Origin of the sequence: Halosimplex halophilum, assembly GCF_004698125.1 — an archaeon.
GTDB classification, from domain to species: domain Archaea; phylum Halobacteriota; class Halobacteria; order Halobacteriales; family Haloarculaceae; genus Halosimplex; species Halosimplex halophilum.
This window is the reverse complement of sequence record NZ_ML214297.1, coordinates 875,059-897,828: the sequence shown is the minus strand read 5'-3', so window position 1 is coordinate 897,828 and position 22,770 is coordinate 875,059. Positions and strand designations below refer to the sequence as shown.

Genomic DNA, 22,770 nt, shown 5'->3' with positions numbered 1-22,770 from the left:
TCGCCGACGGGTCTCCGATCGCCGGAGCGCCCGTGAGGCGCGCGGTTCCGTCGGGACAGCCGCGGGACACCACTGGCGAGTTATGTAACCTTCGCAAGGGGAACTATTAACCCGTCTCCGGGGGCCACTGTATGACATGAATCGGGACCGTCGCGAACGGAGGTCGGGGCCGTGAACCTGGACGGGCAGACCTGTCTGGTCACGGGGAGTTCCCGCGGCATCGGACGGGGGATCGCCGAGGACCTCGCCGACCGCGGCGCGGACGTGGTGGTCAACTACCGCTCGTCGGCGGCGGAGGCCGAGGCGGTCGTCGAGTCCATCGAGGAAGCGGGGGGCACGGCGATCGCCGCACAGGCCGACGTGTCGGACTTTGACGAGGTCCAGGCGATGCGCGAGGAGGTCGTCGACGCCTTCGGGCCGGTCGACGTGCTCGTCAACAACGCCGGGATCACCGTCGATAAGAAGTTCGAGCACATGACCCGCGATGACTGGGACGCCGTCATCGACGTGAACCTCGGCGGCGTCTACAACTGCACCAAGACGTTCTTCGACGACATCAAGGAGAGCCGGCACGGCCGGCTCATCAACATCTCGTCGGTCGTCGGCCAGCAGGGCAACTACGGGCAGGCCAACTACGCGACGACGAAGTCGGGGCTGTTCGGGTTCACCCGGACGCTCGCACTTGAGATGGCCTCCTCCGGCTCGACCGCCAACTGCATCGCGCCGGGGTTCGTCGAGACGGACATGCTGGAGGAGGTGCCCGAGCGCGTCCAGGAGAAGATCCTGCGGGAGATCCCCCTCGACCGGTTCGCCACCGTCGAGGACATCTGCGGGATCGTCTCCTTCGTCGCCAGCGAGGAGTCCAGCTACATGACCGGCCAGGTGATCGGTGTCAACGGCGGCATGGAGTGGTGAGATGAGCGAAGAAGCGAGCGAGGACGCGACAGGTTCGGACGCATCGGACGGCACAGCCGAGAAACCGGACGGCACTGGCGGGGAGGCCGACAACACCGACGAGGAGACTGCCCTGGAGGAGCTCCGGCGGCGCCGCGAGGAGTCCCGGGTCGGCGGCGGCGAGGACCGCATCGAGCGCCAGCACTCGCGGGGCAAGATGACCGCCCACGAGCGCGTGGAGTACCTGCTCGACGACGGCACGTTCACCGAGATCGACCCGTTCGTCGAGCACCGCGCCACGTCGTTCGGGATGGACGAGAAGGAGTTCCCCGGCGACGCCGTGGTGACGGGCTACGGCGACGTGAACGGCCGGAAGGTGTTCGTCTTCGCCCACGACTTCACCGTCCTCGGCGGTTCGGTCGGCGAGGTCGTCGCCGACAAGATCTGCAAGGTGATGGACCGGGCGGTCGACGCCGGCGTCCCCGTGATAGGGCTCAACGACTCCGGCGGCGCGCGCATCCAGGAGGGCGTCGACTCGCTGGTCGGGTTCGCCAAGATCTTCCAGCGCAACACCAAGGCGTCGGGGATGATCCCCCAGATCTCGGCGATCATGGGGCCCTGCGCGGGCGGCGCGACCTACTCGCCGGCGCTGACCGACTTCACGTTCATGGTCCAGGACACCTCCCACATGTTCATCACCGGGCCGGACGTGATCGAGACGGTCACCGGCGAGCAGGTCTCGAAGGAGGAACTCGGCGGCGCCGGCTCCCACTCCACGAAGTCGGGCGTCGCCCACTTCGCCTGCGAGGACGAGGAGGCGGCGCTGGACGACATCCGGCGCCTGCTCTCGTACCTCCCGCAGAACAACATGGAGGACCCGCCGCGCGTGGCGTCGTGGGATGACCCCGACCGGGAACTCGACGGGATCACGGACATCGTGCCGGAGGCCCCGCGCAAGCCCTACGACATGACGCGGGTCATCGACCGCGTGGTCGACGAGGACTCCTTCTTCGAGGTCCACGAGAACTGGGCGCGCAACGTCGTCGTAGGCTACGCCCGCATGGACGGGCGCGTCGTCGGGATCGTCGCCAACCAGCCACGCGTCAGCGCGGGGACCCTGGACATCGACGCCTCGGAGAAGGCCGCACGCTTTATCCGGACCTGCGACTCGTTCAACGTCCCGATCGTCTCGCTGGTCGACGTGCCCGGGTTCATGCCCGGGACAGATCAGGAGCACAACGGGATCATCCGCCGGGGCGCGAAGCTCATCTACGCCTACGCCGAGGCGACCGTGCCGCTGCTGTCGGTGGTCGTCCGGAAGGCCTACGGCGGCGCCTACATCGTCATGTCCTCGAAGTTCCTCGGGTCGGACGTGAACTACGCCTGGCCGGGCTCGGAGATGGCGGTGCTCGGCCCGCGCGGCGCGGTCAACATCCTCTACCGCGACGAACTGCAGGAGGCCGACGACACGGACGCGAAGCGCCAGGAGCTGATGGACGAGTTCCGCGAGGAGTTCGCCCACCCCTACGGGCCCGCCAGGCGGGGCTATCTCGACGACGTGATCGAACCGAAGGACACGCGCAAGCGCCTGATCAGCGACCTGGAGATGCTGGAGCGCAAGCGCGAGGACAGCCCGCCGAAAGACCACGGCAACATCCCACTGTAATGGCCGACACAGCACTCTCCGACGGCGAGGCATCGGACGCCGACCCGACCGCCGACGGGTCCGGCGACGGGTCGAGTGGCGAGACGGTGGCGCTCACAGTCGACGGCGAGGAAGTGTCGCTGTCGATCCCCGCAGACGCCGACGCGGCCGAGGCCGCGGCCATCGCCTCGGCGGTCGGCGCGCACCTCCACGACCGCCAGGTCGCGGCGGCCGCGGCGGCCGCCGAGCGCGACGAGGAAGAACGGGCCGACGCATGGAAGCTCGCGGCTCGGATGAAGTCCATGGGCCGGAGCCGCTGGCCGAAGGACGTGCGGAAGGGCGAGGAGTGGAAGGCCAGCGCCCGCTCGTTCTACTGACCCGACGACCGTTAGTTTTACTGACCGGGCGGCGCCCGCCCGGCCCCCTGACCCATCGCGGCGGCCGCGCCGCGGACCCTCGCCACCGTAACACCCACATTACAGCCCTCCGAGGTGGCACACATGACAGTCGCAGTGATCGGCGCGTCGATGACGAAGTTCGGCGAGCGCGACGCCTGGATACGGGAGCTGATCGCCCAGGCGGGCGAGGCCGCGCTCGACGACGCCGGCGTCGAGCCGGCGGACGTGGACCACCTCTACGTCTCGAACATGGCCAGCGGCGAGTTCGAGGGCCAGGGCGGGATCATGAACGCCCTCGCCCACGACCTCGGGCTCATGCCGGCCTACAGCGAGCGCGTCGACCAGACCTCCTCCTCGGGCGGCGCGGGCATCTACGAGGCCTGGCAGTCGATCGCCTCCGGGGCGAGCGACATGACGCTGCTCGTCGGCGGCGAGAAGATGACCCACCGCTCGACCGCCGAGTCGACGGACATCATCGCCTCGATCACCCACCCCGCCGAGTACAAGCACGGCCTCACCCTGCCGTCGTTCGCGGGCATGACCGCCCGCCACTACCTCGAACGGTTCGACGCGCCCCGGGACTCGCTTGCGAAGGTCGCGGTCAAGAACCACAAAAACGGCGTCGACAACCCCCACGCCCAGTTCCGGAAGGAGATCGACGAGGAGACCGCCCTCGAAAGTCCGATCGTCGCGGACCCGCTCCGGCTGTACGACTTCTGTCCGATCACGGACGGGAGCTCCGGCCTCGTGTTCACAACCGAGGAGAAGGCGAAGGAGATCACCGACGACTACGCCGTCGTCTCGGGCATCGCGGGCGCGACGGACACCCACGTCGTCCACGAGCGCGACGACCCCACCGTCATGGGGGGCGTCGTCGATTCGTCCGACATGGCCTACGAGATGGCCGGGATCGGCCCCGACGACATCGACGTGGCGGAGCTCCACGACATGTTCACCATCCTTGAGTTCCTCCAGATGGAGGGCTGTGGCTTCGCCGAGCACGGCGAAGCCTGGAAGCAGGTCGAGCAAGGCCGCACCGAGAAGGACGGCGAACTGCCGATCAACACCTCGGGCGGCCTGAAGTCGAAGGGGCACCCGCTGGGCGCCAGCGGGGTCGCACAGGGCTACGAGATATACAAACAGCTCGTCGGCGAGGCAGGCCCCCGCCAGGTCGAGGCGGACACGGGCCTCGCCTGCAACGTCGGCGGGTTCGGGAACTGCGTCATCACCACCATCATGGAGGCACGATAATGTCGTTCGACGCCCACGTCTGCGAGAACGGACACGTCACGTACCCCGGCCACACCCTCTGTCCCGAGTGCGGGGCGAAACAGACGGAGACGCTCGATCTCTCCGGGCGGACCGGCGAGGTCGTCACCTGGACGAAGTCCACGGCGACGCCGCCCGGCGTCCGCGCGCCCAACACCATCGCGATCGTCCAGTTCGATCTCGGCGGCGAGGACCTGACCGACGACTACGTCCGCGCGGTCGGGCAGGTCACGACCGAGGCGGTCGAGACCGGCGACGCCGTCGAGCCGGTCTACGCCGAGGAACTGCGCGACCCCGAGGCGGGCATCAAGGTGCCCGAGAGCCAGGAGTGGGACGGCTACCGGTTCGAGTCGGTCTGAATTCCGGTCCCGACTTTCGCGGTTTCGAGCGTCAGCAGTACTCGTCGAGCGCGAGCAGCACGCTCGCGTCGCGGTCGTAGTCGTAGCGGTCGAAGGCCTCGCTCGTCAGCCGCCGATCCGGTTCGAGCACCTCGTCGGGACCGTCGGGGAGCGTCTCGATCCGCGTGGTGGCCGTCTTCGCCTCGATCCCCGAGTTCGGGAGCGAAAACCCGATCAGGTCCCCGAAGTACGTCGGTGCCTGGACCGGCGCGGTTCCGACGACGGCGGCGCCCAGTCGGCGGAGCGCCGCGAGCAGCGAGAACCCCGCGCTGAGCGTTCGCGCGTCGGTGACGACGACGAGGTCCGACGGCGTGTAGCGGGCGGCGGCGGACCAGTCGGGCGCTTCCAGTCGTTCGAACGTCGGGAGCGACCCCAGGCCGTGCTGCAGTTCCTCGACCGACGGATCGCCGTCGTCGACCACGTACTCGCCGGGGTGGAGGTCCCAGTCACGCCCCTCGCTCGCGTGGTCGAACGGGCCGGTGCCGCGCTCGGCGACGAACCGGTCGGAGTAGCGGATTGCGCTCGGCCGGTCCCGGGCCGTCGCCACGCCCTCCCACCCGTAGAGGACGTACGCCAGCAGGTCGGCCAGCAACCGGTTGCCGCCCTCGTTGCCCCGCACGTCGACGACCAGCGTCTCCGTCTCCGCCGCCGCCATCTCCGCCGCGAGCTCCCGGAAAATCGCCAGGGCGGAGGGGATCCCGTCGATCGCGTCGTCGATGTCGTCGGGGGCCGGCTCACCCGTATGAGCGCTTGCCAGCGACCGGACACGCTCCAGGGTTTCATCGTCGAGTGCGTCGAGGTCGTCGAGCACGTCGCGGAACAGCTCGTAGTGCTCCCGGTAGTCCGTCATCGAGGGGATCACCAGCCACGCGGCGTCGCGGTCGGGGAGGAGTCGATACGCGGGCCACCCTTCCGAGGTGGGACGGTCGAGCGTCGAGGGCCCGACGGTCGACTCGCCGTCCGCCGTGGGACCGAGCGTCTCGGTTCGGGTCGTCCCGTCCGGCAGTTCGAACTCGAAACCCACGCGGTCGGGCGAATCCTCGCGGTCCAGCAGCAACGGGAGCGAGCGCCACTTTCGCAGCGACCGCAAGAGGTTCCCCAGGTCGCCGTGGGGCGTCTCGCTCCCGCGGAGTCGTGCCTGTCGACCGACGAGATCCGCGACGTTCGTCCCGTCGACGCTGCCCAGTCGCGCTCCGACGAGTTCGCGTCGGCCGTCCGCCTCGGCGGCCCTGACCCGGATCGCGCCGTCGACGATACCGAGCGAAACCGGGAGGGTGCCGTCCGCTGCGGGGTGGACGACAAACGTGTGATACTCCGCGACGTTCGACGCCAGTCCGGCGACTACCTCTCGGAGGGCCCGCTCCGAACAGCCGTCGGTCGGCAGGTCGTCGATCACGGACTGCGCTCGACGGTAGTACGTGAACCGCCCGCCCGCACGGGCGAACGGCGCCGGATGGGTCGACTCGACCGCGTCGACGAACGCACGCACGTCCGCGACTGCCTCGTCGTGGGTCAGCTCCGCTTCGGAACTCATGGAACCGGAGACGCCCCGACGAGTGATAAAATATGGTAGATACGTTGAAATATCCAAACGTATAAATATCCCCTTCCCACTTTCGAGTGAAGCGGTCGCAACAGGAACGGGCGACCGGGACGCGATATCGAGTGCTCGGTGGTCTCGCGGCGCCCGCGGAGAATCCGGACCGGCGGGAGGCCGGTCCCCCTCGCCGGGGTGGCAGGGGTGGGGGTTGCGGGTGGCTGACAGCAGGGGTTCAGTCGGCGGGCGCGACCAGCGAGCGGTCGCGGTCGTCGACCGAATCGGGAGCGTCCCCGGCGAGGGCAGACAACCCATCCGCTACCGAGCGGTAGTCGTCGCCGTCGGCGTGCGGGTAGACGGCGGCGAGGTCGCCCTCGTCGTAGACTGCGAGGGTGATCGCGGGGAAGACCAGCCAGTCGCAGAGCTCGCCGGTGTCCGCGGCGTAACACTCGCGCGTCGCGAAAAACGGCCGCAAGCGCACGCCGCGGTCGCGCGCCCACCGCGAGAACGCCAGGTAGCGGTCACGAGCCGCTACCGCCTCGGGGTTCTCCCGGCGGATGCGCTTCGGACAGGTCGTCACCTCGTACGAGTCGACCCGCCCGGCCGCCTCGAGGTCGCGCAGGCTGTCGGCGAGCCGGCCTCGCTGGCGCGCCGCCGGCTCCGGGAGCGTCTCCCTGAGCCACAGCGCGACGCGCCGGTCCCCCGTCCGCTCGGTTGGCGTCATGGGTACTCGACGGTTACACGTGGTGGATAATAAATCATTATGTTTATTTAGTTATAAACGGAACGGTCGTTCGGCGATCTCGGTCAGTGGTTCCGCCGAAGAGAAACGCGGTTCACCGCGGGTGAGCTACTCGCGGTCCGCGCCGTCGGCGTCGTCCGCCCCGGAGTCGTCCGGTCCGGCGTCGTCGCCGTCCTGCGGGCCGTTCCCGGGGTCGCCACCGTCGCCGTCGGCCGGTACGTCGTCGGCGTCGGGGAGGTCGTCGAGGTCGCGCTTGATCGACTCCAGCTCGGCGTCCACGTCCACCGAGACCGCGTCGTCGCCCTCGTCGTCCCCACCTGACTCCCCCCTGTCGTCGCGGTCTGACGAGTCGCCGGATCCCCCGTCCGACGACCCGGCCGCGCCGTCGGCCGGACGGGTGCTCTCGCGGATGCGGCGCTGGATCTCCGCCCGCAGCTCGCGGGCGTCGTCGAGCAGCTCCGCCGCCTCGTCGTCGTTCGGTCGCCCCTCGACGGCGTCCTGGAGGTCGACGAGCGCGTCGTCGAGCCGCGAGAGCGTCGACTCGCTGGCGGACTTGGCGCGCTCGCGGAGCTGTTCGGTCTCGCGGCGGGCCTCGTCGGCGCCGTCGGCGAGCCGCAGCGCGCGCTGGAGGAGCCGGAGCGCGCGGATGTTCGTTTCCAGGATCAGGATGAACCCGGGGATGGCGACCTCGCTGGTGAACCGCCGCAGGTCCCGCGGCGTCGGGAGCCGCGGCCCGTCGTCGGGTCGCGGCGGCTCCAGTTCGTCCTCGAGTTCGCGCAGGGTCCGGACGAGGTCGCCGACCAGCCGCGCCAGGTCCTCGTCCGAGGAGTCGTCGGTCATGTCCCGTCCTTCGCGGGCCGACGGAAAAAACGTCACCACTCGCGCGACAGCTGATCGACAGGACCGAACGGTCGGGTTCTAGGGGTCCACGTCCGGGAAGTCGGTCGGGAGCGGCGCGGGGCGGCCGGGGTCGGAGTCGATAGTCGCGAACGCGCTCTCCTCGGAGGACGTGCGGACCGCCGACATCACGTCGAGGACGTGGCCGGCGAGGTCGCCGCTGGTGCGGTGGTCCCAGTCGCCGCGGACGGCGAAGGCGAGGTCCGCGAGGCCCGCCCCGCGGCCGGCGGTGTACTCGTGGGTCAGCGGGACGGTCTCCCAGTCGTCGTCCTCGTGGTCCCGGACGCGGACGGGCCCCTCGAAGTGGTTCGGGTCGGGCAGCGCCAGGGTCCCCTCGGTCCCGTAGATCTCGAAGGCGGGGAACGGGAGCGTCGACGCCTCCACGTCGAAGCTCATCAGCAGGTTCGCCGTCGCGCCGCCGGCGAAGTCGACGATGCCGGCCTCGTGGGTCGGTACCTCCACGTCGATCTCCTCGCCCTTCCGCGCGTCGCTCTCGATAGTCCTGGTGGCGTGCGGGCGGCTGACCGACCCCGCGACGCGCTCGGCGCTCCCCAGCAGGAAGACCAGCGCGGTCACGTAGTACGGCCCCATGTCGAACAGCGGCCCGCCGCCCTCCTGGTAGTACAGGTCGGGGTTCGGGTGCCACAGCTCGTGGCCCGGCGAGGTCCAGTGGGCGGTCGCGCCCACGGGCTCGCCGATCCGGCCCTCGTCCAGCACCGCCCGGGCCGTCTGCAGGCCCGCGCCGAGGAACGTGTCCGGCGCCGAACCGACGAGCAGGCCCGACTCGGCGGCCCGCTCGCGGATCGACTCGGCCTCCTCGGCCGTCGCGGCGAACGGTTTCTCGGTGTAGACGTGGTTGCCGGCGTCCAGCGCGTCCGTGATGACCCCCGCGTGGGCGCTCGGCGGCGTCAGGTTGACGACGGCCTCGACGGTGTCGTCCGCGAGCAGTTCGTCGACCGACTGGGCCTCGATCCCGTGTTCGGCGGCCGTCTCGCGGGCCAGCTCTGCGTCCAGATCGGCACAGGCGACGATGTCGAAGGCGTCGAAGGTGGCGTCCGCGTCGAGGTATCGCGAACTGATGTTGCCACAGCCGACGATCCCGACCGAGAGGGGTTCCATGTGCTCGCGTACGCGACCCGCGTAATGAATCCCCCGGACTCGTACGCGGCGTGGGCCCGTCGAACTCGCGCCCGGCGCCGGGACGCCGGTGACCCGGAACGCCGGCGTGGCAAATACCGGGAACGACCGCAACCCTTATCTCTTTAGGTCGGCCTAAACCGAGATATGGAAGCAACGGACGAGTCGGTCGAAGGGGGTCGCGCTCGTGTCGAACCGAACGAGGGAGCCGGGGGACCGGAGTTCGCGGACTGTCCGGCGATCGCCGCCCACGCGGCGACGGAGACGCGGACGGTGTTCACCGAGGACGGCAACGGCGACGGCTGGATCGCGACCGACCTCACGGTCGAGATCCGCGAGTAGACCTCACTTCTCGACTGCTTCGGCGGTGACCAGCGTGTCGTCCTCGAGGTAGTGCTCGATGTGGTGGGCGTCCTCCTCGGTCTGGACGAGGATCTCGCGGAGGATCTCGGCGGTGGCGTGGTCGCCCAGGTCAGTCGCGAGCTCGACGTGCTCGCGGAGGCTCTCGATGTTGTCGCCGTACATGACGAGGTCGTTCTCCAGCGACGTGCGGATGTCGTAGACATCGTCGCCCTCGAACGCGACGGGCGCCGTCTCCGCGATGTTCGTCGGGCTGGCCACGGGGGTGCCGCCGAGCGCCTGGAGCCGCTCGGCGATCTCGTCGGCCGCCTCCTCGGCGTGGTCGGCCGCCTCGCCGAGGAACAGATGCAGGTCGCGGAACTCCGCGCCCTCGACGTTCCAGTGGTGTTTCTTCAGCTGGTGGTAGAGCATGTACGTCGAGGCCAGGTCCGCGTTCAGCGCCTCGACGATCTGCTCGGCCTTCCCCCGTTCGAGCCGGAGCTCGTTCTCTTCGACCGTGCCGGCCTCCTGCAGGACGCGCTTCTGGGTGCTCATTGCGTTCGATAGATCGGCCGCTCGGCACATAAAGATTGCTATTCGAGAATAATTTTTTCGGATGTCGAAACTCAGATTCTCACTTCGACACCGATCCGTCGGGGACCCGCCAGGTCGTGACAGGTCACGGACGCGTCAGCACGAGCGCGGCGTCGCCGTCGAGTCGCGTCTCGTCGACGCCCGCCGCGTCGGGTGCGGCCCGCGCCTGCGCGTCGTGGACGGCGAGCAAGGCCTCGCTCTCCGCCTCGGTCAGGTCGAGGTCGTCGGTGAACTCCGCCCACACGTGGTCCGGCAGCGCCAGGTAGTACGCGTCCTCGGTGCGGCCGACCAGCGGGTCCAGGTGGAAGTAGTTGCGCCACTCGTAGACGATGTCCTCGACGCCCGGCAGCTCGCGGACGTTCGCCTGGTGGGTGCGGACGACATCGGTCAGTCGCTCGACGGACACCTCGCGGTCGGCCGCGACCGACTCGACGACCGCCTCGTCGAAGGCCGCGAGTTCGTCGGTGGTCATCCCCGGGAGTTGCGGGGGCGAGCGCATTTACGGTTGCGCTCCGTCCGGGGAGGCATGCACCCGCGAGCGAGCGAGTTCACGGAGCGGGCGGCCGAACGGGGGTTCGAGGTAGAGGTCCACGAGTTCCCCGAGGGGACGAAGACCGCGGCGGACGCCGCCGAGGCGATCGGCTGCGAGGTGGCCCAGATCGCGAGTTCGATCGCGATGGTCGCCGGCGAGCCCGTCGTCGTGGTCACCAGCGGCGCCAACCGGGTGAGCGAGGCGAAACTCGCCGCCCTCCGCGGCGTCGACCCCGCGGACGTTCGGATGGCCGACGCCGGGGAGGTGAAGGAGACGCTGGGCTGGGCGATCGGCGGCGTCCCGCCGTTCTGTCACGAACAATCCGTCCCAGTCTATCTGGACGAGACGCTCCGGACCTTCGAGACGGTGTGGGCGGCCGCCGGGACGCCCGAGGCCGTCTTCCCGGTCAACCCGGAGCGCATCGAGGAACTGGCCGACGCCGAGCCGGCGGACGTGGCCGCCGAGTGACCGACGGCGGGGTGGCCGTCCGGCCCGACCGGCTCGCAACGGCCGAGATGCCCTCCCGGGCCGACCGGTTCGCGCCGACCGATCCGCCCGTCTTCCTGCACTGTGAGAAGCCGGGCCAGCCTATAAATCCGGTCGGGACGAACCTCGGAGTAGATGGGCGAACTAGCCACACTCTTCGGACCGCGGCGAGTCGCCGTCGTAGGCGCGACCGACCGGGAGGGGTCGGTCGGGCGGGCGATCACGGCGAACCTCCTCGCCGACTTCGAGGGGGACGTGGTCGCCGTCAACCCCACGAAAGACGAGGTGCTGGGTCTGGAGGCACACGACGGCGTCGGCGCCGTCCCCGACGTTGACGTGGCCGTCATCGTCGTTCCGCCCCCCATCGTCCTCGACGCCATCCGCGAGGCCGCCGAGGCGGGGATCCGCGACGTGGTCGTCATCACCGCCGGCTTCGGCGAGTCCGGCAGCGAGGGCGCCCGCCGCGAGCGCGAGCTCCGGGAGCTCGCCGACGAGTACGACCTCAACGTCGTCGGCCCCAACAGCCTGGGGATCATGAACACCGGCGTCGGCCTCAACGCCACGTTCGGCCCCGAGAACGCCCAGTCGGGCTCGATCTCCTTCATGAGCCAGTCGGGCGCGTTCGTCACCGCCGTCGTCGACTGGGCCAACGACCGCAACCTCGGCTTCCGCAACGTCGTCTCGCTGGGCAACAAGGCCGTCCTCGACGAGTCCGACTTCGTCCGCGAGTGGGGCGAGGACCCCGAGACCGACGTGATCCTCGGCTATCTCGAGGACGTGGTCGACGGCCGCTCGTTCGTCGAATCCGCACGGGAGGTCTCGACGGACACCCCCATCGTCGTCGTCAAGTCCGGCCGGACTGAGGCCGGCGCCTCCGCGGCCGCCTCCCACACCGGCGCCATCGCCGGCTCGGAGGAGGCCTACGAGGCCGCGCTGGACCAGGCGGGCGTGCTCCGCGTCGAGACCGTCCAGGATCTGTTCGACTTCGGGAGCATCCTCGCGGGCCAGCCCCTGCCGGAACGGGACGGCGTCGCCATCGTCACCAACGCCGGCGGCCCGGGCGTGATGACGACCGACGCCGTCGGCGACTCCGACCTCTCGCTGGCCTCCTTCTCCGACGACACCGTCGAACGGTTCCAGGACGCGCTGCCCGACGAGGCCAACGTCTACAACCCCGTCGACATCATCGGCGACGCGCCCGTCGAGCGCTTCGAGGAGGCGCTGGACATCGCGCTGGCGGACCCGAACGTCGGCGCCGCGGTCGTGCTCGCCTGCCCGACCGCCACCCTCTCCTACGAGGACCTGGCCGACGCCGTCGTCGACCTGCAGGCCGAGTACGAGACGCCGGTCGCCGCGACGCTGATGGGCGGGTCGTCGGCCCGCGAGGCCAACGAGCGGCTCTCGCGGGCCGGCATCCCGACGTACTTCGACCCCGCCCGCGCGGTCCGCAGCCTCGACGCGCTCCGTGAGTACCGCGATATCAGCGAGCGGGAGTACACCGAACCGGAGACGTTCGACGTGGACCGAGCGGCGGCCCGGGAGATCCTCGAATCGGCCGCCCGCCGGGACACCAACCGGCTGGGCGTCGAGGCGATGGGCCTGCTCGACGCCTACGGGATCCCGACGCCCGACGGCGAGATCGTCGACGCCCGCGCGGACGCCGTCGAGGCCGCCGAGCGGATCGTCGGCGCCGGTGGCGAGGACGGAGACGGGGAGGGCGGAGACGGCGAGGTCGTCATGAAGATCGTCAGTCCCGACATCCTCCACAAGTCGGACATCGGCGGCGTCGCCGTCGGCGTCCCGCCCGAGGAGGTCGGCGACACCTACGAGGATCTGGTGACCCGCGCCCGCAGCTACCAGCCCGACGCGACGATCCTCGGCGTCCAGGTCCAGGAGATGCTGGATCTCGACAGCGGCGTCGAGACCATCGTCGGCATGAACCGCGACCCGCAGTTCGGCCCGCTGGTCCTGTTCGGCCTCGGCGGCATCTTCGTCGAGGTGCTCGAGGACACGACGCTCAGGCTCGCGCCCGTCAGCGAGGCGTCGGCCCGGGAGATGATCGACGAGATCGACGCCGCGCCGCTGCTGCGCGGCGCCCGGGGCCGCGAGCCCGTCGACGAGGGCAGCGTCGTCGAGACCATCCAGCGGCTCTCCCAGCTGGTCACCGACTTCCCCGCCATCGTGGAACTGGACATCAACCCGCTCGTCGCCACGCCCGACGGCGCCCGGGCCGTCGACGTGCGACTCACCGTCGACCAGGAGAAGCTATGAAACCCATATTCGTCACCTCGACCGGAGAAGGCACCGGCAAGACAGCCATCGCGATTGCCGTCGCGAAGCTCGCCCAGGACCGCGGCCTCGACGTGGCCTACTTCAAACCGAAGGGCACGCGTCTCAAGAGCCCCGTCGGGAAGACCCGCGACGAGGACCCGCTGCTCGCCCGGGAGATGCTCGGCATCGACGCCGACCTCGCCGACCTCGAACCCGTGGTCTACTCCCCGGCGTTCATCGAGGAGGCCATCCGCGGCAACCGCGACGGCGAGGTCCGCGAGCGGGTGCGCGAGCACTTCGACGCGCTCGCCGACGAGTACGACCTGGTCGTCGTCGAGGGCGGCGGTCGCCTGGAGACCGGCGGCATCGTCGGCCTGACCGACCCCGACGTGGCCGAGCTGCTCGACGCGCGCACGGTCGTCGTCGGCGGCTACGCCAACCCGGCCGACGTGGACGGCGTGCTCGCCGCCGCCCGGCAGTTCGAGGGCCACCTCGCGGGCGTGCTGTTCAACGCCGTCGCCGACGCCAACTTCGACTCGCTGAACACGGACGTAGTGCCGTTCCTCGAAGCGCGGGACATCCCGGTGCTCGGCATCGTCCCGCGCGTGCAGGAACTCGCGGGCGTCACCGTCGCGGACCTGGCCGACGCGCTGGGCGCCGAACTGCTGAACCCCGAGGCCTCGACCGACGGCTTCGTCGAGCGGTTCGCCGTCGGCGCGATGGGCAGCGACGCGGCGCTGCGGCACTTCCGGCGGATGCGCAACGCCGCGATGGTCACCGGCGGCGACCGCTCGGAGATCCAGGCCGCCGCGCTCGAAGCCCCGGGCATCGAATGTATCGTCCTCACCGGCGGGCTCAGGCCCTCCGGCGCCATCCTCGGCAAGGCCGCCGAGGCGGACGTGCCGGTCCTGCTCGTTCAGTCGGACACCCGGGTGACCGTCGACCGCGTCGAGGAGGTGATCTCCACCGGCCGGACCCGCGACCCGGAGACCGTCGAGCGGATGGTCGCCCTCCTCTCGGACCACGCCGACCTGGAGGGGCTGCTGGCCGACGACGACGCGACCGCCGGCACGAACACTGGGGCCGACCCGGAGGAGGACGCCGGCGACGACACCGAATCGGACGGGGAGTGACGGCTGCTTCGCCCGGCGTGGCGGACCCGAAACGGTCGTCGTCAGGCCTCTCTCGGTCCCGTCTCCCCGCCACCGGTCGCCGGTAACACGGTCCTACCCCGGTATCGGGGACGTACTTCGCCGACAACGATCGTGTATACTTTTACGTTCGGGAACCTTCGTTTCCGATGGAGCCAGTTGGCTCCGTAGTGTCACACGCTGGGGCACCCCGCCCCACCGTTCCCCTTTGCTCCCGCATCGTCGCCCGACAGCGACGGCCCCGTGCGGCCGGTCGGGTCGTTCGGCCGGGCCGCATCACTCGGTCGGAAACACGTCGGCCGGGAGGTGTTCCCGGACGCCCGCGACGGCGTCGGCGGGGTCGTCCATCGCCAGCGGCGGCAGCGTCCGCGCCGGACAGTCGGTCATCTCGGCGAGGGCGTCGGGGTTGGTCCGCTCGGCGACGGAGGCGCCCTCGTACTCGTTGAGCACGACGCCGGCGACCGCACACCCGCGGCGTTCGAGCGCCTCGACCGTGAGCGCCGTGTGATTCAGCGTCCCGAGCCCGGAGCGCGCGACGACGACCGCGGGCACGCCGAGGTCCGCGACGAGGTCGACGACCTCCCGGCCGTCGGCCAGCGGGACGCGCAGGCCGCCGATCCCCTCGACGACGCCGACCGCCGCGTCGGCGAGTTCGCGCTCGCAGCCCACACGGATCGTGTCGTAGGAGAGGTCGACGCCCTCCTGGTCGGCGGCGACGGCCGGCGCGAGCGGCGGTTCGAGCCGTTCGAGACAGGTGGCGGCCGCGTCCGTCCCGCACGCGTCGGCGACGAACCCGGCGTCGTCGTCCGGCGGGTGCCCCGTCTGCGCGGGTTTGACGGCGCGAGCGTCGACCCCCGACGCCCGGAGCCACCCGACCAGTCCCGCCGTGACGACGGTCTTCCCGACGCCCGTGTCGGTGCCGACGACGGCGAAGTCGGCCGCGTCGTCCGCCGCCGGGGCCCTCGCCGTGTCCCCGTCGCTCACAGCAGTCCCACCTCCTCGCCGGCGGCCTCGAAAGCGTCGAGGCAGCGCGCCACCTCGTCGTCGGTGTGGGTCGCCATCGGCGCGACCCTGATGCGGGCGGTCCCCTCGGGGACCGTCGGCGGGCGGATCGCCGGCGCCACGACCCCGCGGTCGGCGAGCTGGTCGCCCAGCGCCAGCGCGTCGTCGCGGTCGCCCACGAGCACCGGGAGGATCTGCGTCTCGCCGAGCACCTCGTAGCCCGTCGACGCCAGCCCGTCGCGGAGCGCCTCGACCGTCTTCCACAGCCGGTCGGCACGGTCGGTCTCGCGGGCGATCCGCAGCGACTCGCGGGCGGCGCCGACGGCCGGCGGCGCCAGCCCCGTCGAGAAGACGAACGACCGCGCGGCGTTGAGCAGGGACTCCACGAGCGCCTCGTCGCCGGCGACGTAGCCGCCCTGGCTCGCCAGCGCCTTCGAGAGGGTCCCGAGTTGCACGTCGACGCGGTCGGCCAGCCCCTCGCGCCGGACGATACCGCCGCCCTCGCCGAACAGTCCTGTCGCGTGGGCCTCGTCGACCATCACCCACGCGCCGAACTCCTCGGCCGCGTCGCAGATCGCGTCGAGCGGCGCCACGTCGCCGTCCATCGAGAAGACGGTGTCGGTGACCACGAGCCACGCCTCGTCGGCGGCGCTGTCGAGCTCCTCGGCCGCTCGCCGGGCCATCCTCGCCCGGAGGTCGCCGGGGTCGGCGTGGTCGTAGACGACGGTCTCGTCGGCCCCCACCCGGCAGCCGTCGACGATGCTGGCGTGGTTGAGTTCGTCCGAGAACACCACGTCGGGCCCGAGCGCGTCGATGGTCCCGACGTTGGCGGCGTAGCCCGACGAGAACAGGAGCGCCCGCTCGGCGCCCTTGCAGTCGGCCAGGTCCCGTTCGAGCGCCCGGTGGAGCCCGGTGTCGCCGGTGACCAGGCGGGAGGCGCCGGCCCCGGTCCCGACCGCGCGGGCGGCGTTCTCGGCGGCCTGCAGCACGCGGCGGTCGCTCGCCAGTCCGAGGTAGTTGTTCGAGGCGAACACGAGCCGCTCGTCCCCGTACTCCGGCGCGCCGCCGCGCGGGTCGTCGCTGAACCTGGTCCGCGCGCCGACGGACTCGGCCGGGTCGAGGTGGCGCCGCAGGCCCGCCCGTTCCCGCTCCCGCAGCCGCGCGTCGAGGTCGAAACCGCGCTCGGTCATATCGGTGCCCCGGGCGGACGGCCCCTTGCCCTTTCGGTCCCCCGCGAGCGCCCCCCGACCCCACACCGTGGTCGGGCGCTCGCCGCCTACCCGTCGAGATACGAGACGAAGATCAGCCCGTCGGTCTTCAGCTCGTAGTCGACCCCGGTCGTGAAGTCGGTGTAGTCGAACGGGTCGGTGACGACGTGAAACCCGTTCGGCGTCTCGCGCGCGAGCGCGACCCCGGTGTGGCCGCGGAGGTCGTCCACGAGTGCGTCCCGGTCGGCCGCCGTCGCGTCGTCGAGGTCGAAGACGAAGTTGGTCCCGTCGCGGCAGGCGTCGGACTGCAGCGTCGACAGGAACTCGCGGTCGACCCGTCTGAACTTCGGCCGGACGCCCTCGTCGCCGTGGATCCGCCCCTCCAGCCAGTCGTCCATCGACCGCCGGAGTTCGAAGGTGGCCTTCAGCGCGTCGCGGGCGTTCGCGGTGAGGTAGAGCCGAAATCGTTCGTCGAACCGATCCGCGGCGTGTTCCAGCTCGGCGGCCGTGCGGGCGAGGTCGGCCGCTTCCTCGACGACCCGCCGGAGTGTCGGTGCCGCGTCGCCCGCCGTCCCCTCGTTCTCCTTGGCCCGCGCGATCGCCAGGAGCAGGTACACCCGGTCGCCGCCGAACTCGCAGTATTCCTCGAAGGGAGTCACGTCGACCATGCCGACCGGACGGGCGCCCGCGACGTAGCTCTGGCCGTTCGGCGGCGACCGCGCCGAACCGGGCCGTCTGTCGATCCGGGAATTTTATGATGCAATGGACGTTCAGGTGACACTACGGGAGGGAGGGCCGCCGTAACGCGCCCGAGCAGCATGCAGATCAGGCTCGAAGTCGAGTACTGGACCGTCGAGCGCGACGGCTCCCTGGCGACCGCCGACCCGGTCGCCGCCGACTGCGAGTTCGTCGACAGGGAGTTCGCCGACCCGCTCGTGGAGGTGAAGACGCCGCCCTGCGAGTCGGTGGCGGCGCTGGCGAGGACGCTGGGGAACAGACTGGCAACCGTCCGCGAGGTCGCCCGCTCGCACGGGCTGTGGCTCGTCCCGCTCGGGACGCCGCTGACCCCCGACCCGGTGGCCCGCCGCCGGTCCGATCGGATCGACGTACAGCGGGCCGTCCTCGGCGACGCGCTCGACCACGCGGCCCGCTGTGCCGGCACGCACGTCCACTTCGAGCAGGTCGACGCGGCCGAACAGCTGCGGGTACTCACGGCGCTGGATCCGGCGATCGCGCTGGTCAACACCTCGCCGTACTACCGCGGCCGCCGGCTCGCGACCTGCGCGCGACCCCACGCCTACCGCAGGCTCTGTTACGGCGCCGCGCCGGAACTCGGGCAGCTGTGGAAGTATCCCGAGTCGGCCGCGGCGTGGCGCGACCGCGTCGAGAACTGCTACGAGCGGTTCGTCGCGTCGGCGACCGACCGCCCGGACACAGACCGCGAGGCGGTCGACGCGGCGTTCTCGCCGGCCGACGCGGTCTGGACACCCGTGCGCCTGCGCGACGACCTCGGGACCGTCGAGTGGCGGGCGCCCGACGCCGCGCCGCCGCTGGCGGTCTGTCGGCTGGTCGCCGACGCCGAGCGGCTCGTCAGAGCGGCCGTCGAGCGCGGGACCGCGGTCGGGACCGACGACGGGGGCGACCGCCTCGCGCTGCCGTCGTTCGACCGGCTCCGCGACCTGGTCGACGCCGCGGTCGCGGCGGGGCTGTCGGCCCCGGCCGTCGCGTCGTACCTCGACGGCCTGGGGGTCGACACCGACGCCTACCGGCCGCCGGGCGCTCGCATCGACGGCCGCCGTCGGGTCGGCGCGTCGGCGGCGAAGCGGCTCCGCCGACGCGCGGCCGACGCCCTCCTGGCGGACCTGGAGGCGCTCCGGGCGGACGGGCTCGACGCCCTGTCGACCGGCGACGAGGCGGTACCGGCCTGACACCGCTCAGAAGCGGGGCATGACCTCGGTCGGGCCGTAGACGCCGTAGTCGCCGGCGCGATTTCGGAGGACCGCGGCCTTCAGGTAGCCCAGCGCCGGCCCGTTGACGTTGGCCGCCATGCTCGTCGCGTCGTCCAGTTCGAAGGTGTTCGTCCCGCGCTCGCCGTCGAAGGTCGTCCCGGTGACGCGGACGGTGGTCGTCGTCGGCTTCTCGTCGGAGCGCACGTCGAGGACCCCGCCGACGGACACGTCCTCGGCGTCGCAGACGCCCGCCCGCTCCAGCAGCACGTCGTCGGCGTGTTCCATGTCGTGGAACTCCAGCTGTCCGCCGCGCTCGGCGACCAGTTCCTCGATCTCGTCCTCGCTCATCTCGCGGGCCCGCTCGATGTCGTAGCCGTCGAGGTGGGCGATGTCCTCGCGGACGGTGCCGCGGTTGTCCTCGTAGCCGGACTTGAGGCCGACGCCCCACCGGATCTCGACGCTCTCGACCTCGACGAACGACTGGGCGGCCAGCGCCGCGGCGCCGGTCAGGAAGCCGGGCGTCGCGCCCGCGCCGCAGACGAAGGTGATGCCGCTCGATTCGAGGGCCTCGGCGCGGTCGTCGAGCATCCCGATGACCCGCGAGCGCTTGAGCACGTCGACGAGGACGCCCTCGTAGCCCGCGTCGGCGAACCGCTCGGCCACCCGGGGGACGAAGTCGTGTTCGAGGTTCGGGAGCGCGATCAGGACCGCGTCGACGGCGTCGCTCTCGGCGATCACGTCGTCGATGGGCGTCTCCGTCGGTTCGCCCTGGGCGCTGGCGACGACGCCGGCGCCCTCGCCGGCCTGTTTCACGCCGTCGTCGACGGATCCGCCTTCCGCCGCGGCCGCGCCGCCGTCCGAGGCGTAGTCGCTCTCCGGCGTCGCGGGCGTGTCGCCGTCGGCCTCCGGTCCGGAGGCGATGTTGCCCTCGGTCGCGTCGAGCAGTTCGGCCACGTCCAGGCCGTCGTGGTCGACCGCGACGCCGTTGCGGTCGCAGGCCGCGACGGGCGTGAGACCCTCTTTGTGCCGCGCCACGTCGAGCGTTCGTCTGCCGATGCCGCCGGTACCGAGTACCGCGAATGTCACGTCGTCCATGTGTGTCTCTGAAACTGTCTGCGGTCGCCGTCAGTCGGAGACGTTGCTGGTCGCGCTGCCCGCGGCCGTCTCCGCGTCGCTGGGGGTCTCCACGTCGGGCGCGTCCGCGTCGCCGGCGGCCGCCGCCGACTCGTCGGTTCCGGCGTCGGCGTGGCGGGCCTTCACCGCCGCCGGGTCGAAGTCGTTGGCATCCGTGTTCGGTTCCAGTCCGGCGCGCTCGACGACCTCGATGTCGTCCGCGGGCGACTGGCCCTCCGTCGTGAGGTAGTCGCCGGTGAGCATCCCGTCGGCGCCCGCCTCGAACGGGAGGTGCTGTTCGTCTTCGTCGAGGTTGGCCTCGCGGCCGCCGGTCAGCCGCACTCGCGCCTCGGGGTGGAGCAGCCGATACACTGCGATGGTCGAGACGATCTCCTCGGTCGTGATGTCGGCGCCGTCGTCGAAGCGCTCGCCCAGCGGCGTCCCGGCGACGGGATTCAGGACGTTCACCGGCAGCGAGGAGACGCCCACGTCCTGCAACGCGATGGCCGCGTCCACCCGGTCGGTCGGACTCTCGCCCATCCCGAGGATGACGCCGGCACACAGGTCCATGCCGGCCTCCTTCGCGACCTCCAGGGTCTCCACCCGGTCCTCGAAGGAGTGGCTGTCGACGATCTCCGGGAAGAAGTTCGGCGAGGTCTCGACGTTGTGGTTGTAGTGGTTGATCCCCTCCTCGGCCAGGACCGCCGCCTCCTCCTCGGTGAGGATGCCCAGCGAGGCGTCGACCTCCACGTCGGTCTCGTCGCGGACCAGTCGGATGGCCCGGAGGACCTCCTCCCACTCCCCGGGGCGGTGTTCCTTCGAGACGCCCTTCTCGGCGACGACGATCCCGAATCGCTGGGCGCCGTCGCGTTCGGCTCGTTTCGCCGCCTCCAGAATCTTCTCGGGGTCGAGGAAGCCGTAGGTGTCGATGCCGGTGTCGAAGTGGACCGACTGGGCGCAGAAGCCGCAGTCCTCGGCGCAGTCGCCCGCCTTCGCGTTGACGATCGAGCAGGCGTCGACGGTGCCGTCGCCGAACTCGGCGCGGACGGCGTCGGCCGCCGCGGCCAGCTGCTCGACCGGCTGTGCGACCAGCGCCAGCCCGTCGCGCCGCGTCAGCCGCTCGCCCGCCAGCACGCGCTCGACGGCGTCGTCTATCGTCCGGTTGCCGGTCTCGTAAACCACGATCGTCGTGTCGGTTGACGGGTGGAAAAAGCTTCCCCCGGCCCCGGCGGCGGTCGGTACCGGCGAGCGGTAGTCGGTGGCGGCAGTCGATATCGGTGGTCGGTACCCGCTATCGGCCTCACTCCCCCCAGTAGAACCGGGGCGCGAGGAACATGTATCCCAGGGCCGCGACCAGCAGGAACCGCGGGAGGACGCGGCCGAAGGCGAGCGGCGCGAGGACGGCGGCGGCCTGGACGACGCCGAGGACCCCGGCGTCGCGGGCCAGCAGTTTCGGGTACGGGACCGGCGCGACCATCGCCACCGAGAGGACGGCGGCGGCGGCGAGCAGGCCCGGGACCCACGACAGGCCGGCGAGGTAGGCGGCCGCGAGGATGGTCGCGCCGAGCGTGTTCTGGATGCCCGGACGGTTCTCCTCCTCGCCGACGAACTCGCTGTACAGCGCGGTCCGGAGCACGGAGAAGACGACGAAGACGGCGCCGACGCCGACGGCCGCGACGGCCTGTGCGGGGGGCGCCGCCGCGACCCCGTCGGCCAGCCACCCCCACTCGGCGCCGGCGATCCCCACGACCAGGAGGGCGGGGGTCGCACCGAACGACACGACATCCGTCACCGAGTCCAGCAGGGGGCCGACCTCGGTGCCGCCGAAGGTGCGGGCCGCGATCCCGTCGAGCGCGTCGGCGATAGCGGCCAGGAGGACGAGGCGGGCGGCCAGGTGGGGGTCCGAGAGGGCGACGACGCCGGCGGCGAACCCGACGACGGCGTTGCCCAGCGTGATCGCGTCGGCGACGCCGAGCCGCTCGCGCACGCGCAACCCCTCGTTCATACCACCGTGGTCGGTGAGGTGGTACATCAATCACGGGGAAGCGCGGTCGCCACGCGCCCGGCGCGGCGCGACAACGGGGAATCGGCGGCCGCGACGCCTACCGGACGGCGTCGAGCACCTGCGCGAGCGTCTCGACGCGCTCGCGCGGTACGACGGTGTCGCTCTCCTGGTCGTAGCGGACGGCGTCGCCGTCGACCAGTTTCGGGACGTGCGTGTGGTACAGCGAGAGGTACAGCTCCGAGACCGCCTCGGAGTCGATCTCGCTCACCGGCCGGTCGTGCTCGCGGCGGGCCACCTCGTCGGCGAGGTCGGCCAGCGTCAGCTCGCACCCGTGGCGCTCCAGCGTCTCCACCACGTACCGCCGGTACCGATGGTCTAACAGTCCAAAGGCGTCCGTTACCGGGTCCGAAACCGCTGTCGGCTGTGACTCCATACCCGATCGTGAACCCCCGTCCGGGTCCCGGTTCGTACTGCCCACGTCAGGGGTTTATCAGGGGGCGCCGGTCACGCCTTCTCCTCGGCGAGCGGCGTCACGCGGATGGTGTTGGCGACGAGCGCGTGGTGACCGCGGCGCAGCCGCTGTGACAGCGACTGGCGCGTGATGCCCAGTTCGTCGGCGACCTCGTCCAGCGTCGTCTCCCGGGGGTCCTCGAAGTAACCGAGTTCCCAGGCGGTGTTCAGCGCCTCGTACTGTTTCGCCGTGAGCCCGTAGCGGCTCCCCGTCCGCGGGTGGTCGGTCTCGTAGAGCTTCTCCAGCCGGAAGGAGATGTCGTAGCGGTCGGCGTAGCGCTGGAACTCGTCCAGCGGCTCGCGGCCGTCGAACCGGATGCGGATGTCCCAGACCCCGTGTTGGCCCTTCGCTTCGAGGATCGTCGCGCCGGCCTGCGTCGAGGCGTACACCATCGTGTCGACGTTCTCGGTCCAGGTCCCCCGGTACAGCGACGCCGCCTCGAAGTCGTCGAGGCGCCGGAGGTCCTCGATCGACGGGTCCGCCTCGGCCGCGGTCTCGAACTCGTCGAGGTCCACCCCGGAGACCCAGAAGTAGGGGGTGAGCACCTCCTCCGAGGCCGCGACGCGGTCGATCTCGACGACGAGGTCCGGGAGCCGTTCGAGCGTCGACGACAGGGCGAAGTCCTCCGACGGGACGTGGAACTCGGCGAAGAGGCTCATGGTCGCCCGGTTGGGAGTCGGCCCGCATAACCT

24 protein-coding genes are annotated in these 22,770 nt (G+C 71.1%); 10 read left to right on the top strand and 14 right to left on the bottom strand.

What is annotated here, in order from left to right; translation table 11 throughout:
• Positions 1–171 precede the first annotated feature (171 nt).
• From fabG to E3328_RS04435, 5 genes are all read left to right on the top strand, one after another.
• Entirely contained in the window at positions 172–915 is a 744-nt protein-coding gene (gene fabG / locus E3328_RS04455; protein WP_135363403.1) for a 3-oxoacyl-[acyl-carrier-protein] reductase, read from the top strand.
• A gap of 1 nt (position 916) precedes the next feature.
• Entirely contained in the window at positions 917–2,560 is a 1,644-nt protein-coding gene (locus E3328_RS04450) for an acyl-CoA carboxylase subunit beta (RefSeq protein ID WP_246022894.1), read from the top strand.
• A complete protein-coding gene (locus E3328_RS04445; protein WP_246022893.1) occupies positions 2,560–2,916 on the top strand; it encodes a DUF8022 family protein in 357 nt (118 codons plus the stop codon). The genes E3328_RS04450 and E3328_RS04445 overlap by 1 nt, the downstream gene beginning before the upstream one ends.
• A 123-nt stretch (positions 2,917–3,039) precedes the next feature.
• On the top strand, positions 3,040–4,188 hold the full coding sequence (locus tag E3328_RS04440; RefSeq protein ID WP_135363402.1) for a thiolase family protein: 1,149 nt from the start codon (positions 3,040–3,042) through the stop codon (positions 4,186–4,188).
• Complete coding sequence (locus E3328_RS04435) at positions 4,188–4,565, top strand: Zn-ribbon domain-containing OB-fold protein (RefSeq protein ID WP_135363401.1); 378 nt, start codon at positions 4,188–4,190, stop codon at positions 4,563–4,565. The genes E3328_RS04440 and E3328_RS04435 overlap by 1 nt, the downstream gene beginning before the upstream one ends.
• A 31-nt stretch (positions 4,566–4,596) precedes the next feature.
• Here the strand turns inward: E3328_RS04435 and E3328_RS04430 are convergent, their stop codons facing one another.
• From E3328_RS04430 to E3328_RS04415, 4 genes are all read right to left on the bottom strand, one after another.
• Positions 4,597–6,138 (bottom strand): S41 family peptidase, encoded by a 1,542-nt coding sequence (locus tag E3328_RS04430; RefSeq protein WP_167837295.1) that lies wholly within the window; start codon positions 6,136–6,138, stop codon positions 4,597–4,599.
• 238 nt (positions 6,139–6,376) lie between these two features.
• Positions 6,377–6,865 (bottom strand): HTH domain-containing protein, encoded by a 489-nt coding sequence (locus tag E3328_RS04425; protein WP_135363399.1) that lies wholly within the window; start codon positions 6,863–6,865, stop codon positions 6,377–6,379.
• Between the two features lie 126 nt (positions 6,866–6,991).
• On the bottom strand, positions 6,992–7,723 hold the full coding sequence (locus E3328_RS04420) for a DUF7547 family protein (RefSeq protein ID WP_246022891.1): 732 nt from the start codon (positions 7,721–7,723) through the stop codon (positions 6,992–6,994).
• A 78-nt stretch (positions 7,724–7,801) separates the two neighbouring features.
• A complete protein-coding gene (locus E3328_RS04415) occupies positions 7,802–8,899 on the bottom strand; it encodes a Gfo/Idh/MocA family protein (protein ID WP_135363398.1) in 1,098 nt (365 codons plus the stop codon).
• A 165-nt stretch (positions 8,900–9,064) separates the two neighbouring features.
• Between E3328_RS04415 and E3328_RS04410 the strand changes: the two genes are divergently transcribed.
• The gene (locus E3328_RS04410; RefSeq protein WP_135363397.1) at positions 9,065–9,259 is read left to right on the top strand and encodes a hypothetical protein; all 195 of its coding nucleotides are present in this window, start codon (positions 9,065–9,067) and stop codon (positions 9,257–9,259) included.
• Between the two features lie 3 nt (positions 9,260–9,262).
• Here the strand turns inward: E3328_RS04410 and dpsA are convergent, their stop codons facing one another.
• Together dpsA and E3328_RS04400 are read right to left on the bottom strand one after the other, a co-directional pair.
• Complete coding sequence (gene dpsA, locus E3328_RS04405) at positions 9,263–9,811, bottom strand: DNA starvation/stationary phase protection protein DpsA (RefSeq protein ID WP_135363396.1); 549 nt, start codon at positions 9,809–9,811, stop codon at positions 9,263–9,265.
• Positions 9,812–9,935: 124 nt separating this feature from the next.
• Positions 9,936–10,322 carry a DUF8048 family protein gene (locus tag E3328_RS04400; protein WP_135363395.1) on the bottom strand — a complete coding sequence of 129 codons (387 nt, stop codon included), beginning with the start codon at positions 10,320–10,322 and terminating at the stop codon, positions 9,936–9,938.
• 54 nt (positions 10,323–10,376) lie between these two features.
• Between E3328_RS04400 and E3328_RS04395 the strand changes: the two genes are divergently transcribed.
• The 3 genes from E3328_RS04395 to E3328_RS04385 all read left to right on the top strand — a co-directional run bounded on the left by E3328_RS04395 (position 10,377) and on the right by E3328_RS04385 (position 14,272).
• Entirely contained in the window at positions 10,377–10,850 is a 474-nt protein-coding gene (locus E3328_RS04395; RefSeq protein WP_135363394.1) for a YbaK/EbsC family protein, read from the top strand.
• 153 nt (positions 10,851–11,003) lie between these two features.
• Positions 11,004–13,139, top strand: a complete 2,136-nt coding sequence (locus E3328_RS04390) for an acetate--CoA ligase family protein (protein ID WP_135363393.1) — start codon at positions 11,004–11,006, stop codon at positions 13,137–13,139.
• Positions 13,136–14,272, top strand: a complete 1,137-nt coding sequence (locus E3328_RS04385; protein WP_246022889.1) for a phosphotransacetylase family protein — start codon at positions 13,136–13,138, stop codon at positions 14,270–14,272. The genes E3328_RS04390 and E3328_RS04385 overlap by 4 nt, the downstream gene beginning before the upstream one ends.
• Positions 14,273–14,566: 294 nt before the next feature.
• On the opposite strand, the gene bioD is transcribed toward E3328_RS04385, so the two are convergent.
• From bioD to E3328_RS04370, 3 genes are all read right to left on the bottom strand, one after another.
• A complete protein-coding gene (gene bioD / locus E3328_RS04380; protein ID WP_135363392.1) occupies positions 14,567–15,274 on the bottom strand; it encodes a dethiobiotin synthase in 708 nt (235 codons plus the stop codon).
• Complete coding sequence (locus E3328_RS04375) at positions 15,271–16,482, bottom strand: aminotransferase class I/II-fold pyridoxal phosphate-dependent enzyme (protein WP_135363391.1); 1,212 nt, start codon at positions 16,480–16,482, stop codon at positions 15,271–15,273. The genes bioD and E3328_RS04375 overlap by 4 nt, the downstream gene beginning before the upstream one ends.
• An 86-nt stretch (positions 16,483–16,568) precedes the next feature.
• Positions 16,569–17,168 carry a hypothetical protein gene (locus E3328_RS04370; RefSeq protein WP_135363390.1) on the bottom strand — a complete coding sequence of 200 codons (600 nt, stop codon included), beginning with the start codon at positions 17,166–17,168 and terminating at the stop codon, positions 16,569–16,571.
• Positions 17,169–17,318: 150 nt separating this feature from the next.
• Here E3328_RS04370 and E3328_RS04365 point away from each other — a divergent pair, with 150 nt between their 5' ends.
• Complete coding sequence (locus E3328_RS04365) at positions 17,319–18,428, top strand: glutamate-cysteine ligase family protein (protein ID WP_135363389.1); 1,110 nt, start codon at positions 17,319–17,321, stop codon at positions 18,426–18,428.
• Between the two features lie 6 nt (positions 18,429–18,434).
• Here the strand turns inward: E3328_RS04365 and E3328_RS04360 are convergent, their stop codons facing one another.
• The 5 genes from E3328_RS04360 to E3328_RS04340 form a co-directional block, all read right to left on the bottom strand.
• On the bottom strand, positions 18,435–19,544 hold the full coding sequence (locus E3328_RS04360) for a (S)-8-amino-7-oxononanoate synthase BioU (RefSeq protein ID WP_135363388.1): 1,110 nt from the start codon (positions 19,542–19,544) through the stop codon (positions 18,435–18,437).
• 30 nt (positions 19,545–19,574) lie between these two features.
• Positions 19,575–20,744, bottom strand: coding sequence for a biotin synthase BioB (gene bioB / locus E3328_RS04355; RefSeq protein ID WP_135363387.1), 1,170 nt, complete (start codon positions 20,742–20,744; stop codon positions 19,575–19,577).
• A 118-nt stretch (positions 20,745–20,862) separates the two neighbouring features.
• Positions 20,863–21,567, bottom strand: coding sequence for a protein sorting system archaetidylserine synthase (locus E3328_RS04350; protein ID WP_167837294.1), 705 nt, complete (start codon positions 21,565–21,567; stop codon positions 20,863–20,865).
• A 97-nt stretch (positions 21,568–21,664) separates the two neighbouring features.
• Positions 21,665–22,000 carry a DUF7344 domain-containing protein gene (locus E3328_RS04345; RefSeq protein WP_449404979.1) on the bottom strand — a complete coding sequence of 112 codons (336 nt, stop codon included), beginning with the start codon at positions 21,998–22,000 and terminating at the stop codon, positions 21,665–21,667.
• A 71-nt stretch (positions 22,001–22,071) separates the two neighbouring features.
• Positions 22,072–22,737, bottom strand: coding sequence for a helix-turn-helix domain-containing protein (locus E3328_RS04340; protein WP_135363384.1), 666 nt, complete (start codon positions 22,735–22,737; stop codon positions 22,072–22,074).
• Positions 22,738–22,770: the final 33 nt, after the last annotated feature.

Excerpts from the sequence above, each read along its gene's own strand:
- E3328_RS04375 (WP_135363391.1), bottom strand. The coding sequence starts at position 16,482 with ATGACCGAGCGCGGTTTCGACCTCGACGCGCGGCTGCGGGAGCGGGAA.
- E3328_RS04345 (WP_449404979.1), bottom strand. The coding sequence starts at position 22,000 with ATGGAGTCACAGCCGACAGCGGTTTCGGACCCGGTAACGGACGCCTTT.
- E3328_RS04410 (WP_135363397.1), top strand. The coding sequence starts at position 9,065 with ATGGAAGCAACGGACGAGTCGGTCGAAGGGGGTCGCGCTCGTGTCGAA.
- E3328_RS04415 (WP_135363398.1), bottom strand. The coding sequence starts at position 8,899 with ATGGAACCCCTCTCGGTCGGGATCGTCGGCTGTGGCAACATCAGTTCG.
- E3328_RS04440 (WP_135363402.1), top strand. The coding sequence starts at position 3,040 with ATGACAGTCGCAGTGATCGGCGCGTCGATGACGAAGTTCGGCGAGCGC.
- E3328_RS04450 (WP_246022894.1), top strand. The coding sequence starts at position 917 with ATGAGCGAAGAAGCGAGCGAGGACGCGACAGGTTCGGACGCATCGGAC.
- E3328_RS04435 (WP_135363401.1), top strand. The coding sequence starts at position 4,188 with ATGTCGTTCGACGCCCACGTCTGCGAGAACGGACACGTCACGTACCCC.
- E3328_RS04430 (WP_167837295.1), bottom strand. The coding sequence starts at position 6,138 with ATGAGTTCCGAAGCGGAGCTGACCCACGACGAGGCAGTCGCGGACGTG.
- E3328_RS04360 (WP_135363388.1), bottom strand. The coding sequence starts at position 19,544 with ATGGACGACGTGACATTCGCGGTACTCGGTACCGGCGGCATCGGCAGA.
- E3328_RS04350 (WP_167837294.1), bottom strand. The coding sequence starts at position 21,567 with ATGAACGAGGGGTTGCGCGTGCGCGAGCGGCTCGGCGTCGCCGACGCG.
- E3328_RS04385 (WP_246022889.1), top strand. The coding sequence starts at position 13,136 with ATGAAACCCATATTCGTCACCTCGACCGGAGAAGGCACCGGCAAGACA.
- E3328_RS04445 (WP_246022893.1), top strand. The coding sequence starts at position 2,560 with ATGGCCGACACAGCACTCTCCGACGGCGAGGCATCGGACGCCGACCCG.
- E3328_RS04395 (WP_135363394.1), top strand. The coding sequence starts at position 10,377 with ATGCACCCGCGAGCGAGCGAGTTCACGGAGCGGGCGGCCGAACGGGGG.
- E3328_RS04340 (WP_135363384.1), bottom strand. The coding sequence starts at position 22,737 with ATGAGCCTCTTCGCCGAGTTCCACGTCCCGTCGGAGGACTTCGCCCTG.
- E3328_RS04400 (WP_135363395.1), bottom strand. The coding sequence starts at position 10,322 with ATGACCACCGACGAACTCGCGGCCTTCGACGAGGCGGTCGTCGAGTCG.
- E3328_RS04420 (WP_246022891.1), bottom strand. The coding sequence starts at position 7,723 with ATGACCGACGACTCCTCGGACGAGGACCTGGCGCGGCTGGTCGGCGAC.
- dpsA (WP_135363396.1), bottom strand. The coding sequence starts at position 9,811 with ATGAGCACCCAGAAGCGCGTCCTGCAGGAGGCCGGCACGGTCGAAGAG.
- E3328_RS04370 (WP_135363390.1), bottom strand. The coding sequence starts at position 17,168 with ATGGTCGACGTGACTCCCTTCGAGGAATACTGCGAGTTCGGCGGCGAC.
- E3328_RS04425 (WP_135363399.1), bottom strand. The coding sequence starts at position 6,865 with ATGACGCCAACCGAGCGGACGGGGGACCGGCGCGTCGCGCTGTGGCTC.
- E3328_RS04365 (WP_135363389.1), top strand. The coding sequence starts at position 17,319 with ATGCAGATCAGGCTCGAAGTCGAGTACTGGACCGTCGAGCGCGACGGC.
- E3328_RS04390 (WP_135363393.1), top strand. The coding sequence starts at position 11,004 with ATGGGCGAACTAGCCACACTCTTCGGACCGCGGCGAGTCGCCGTCGTA.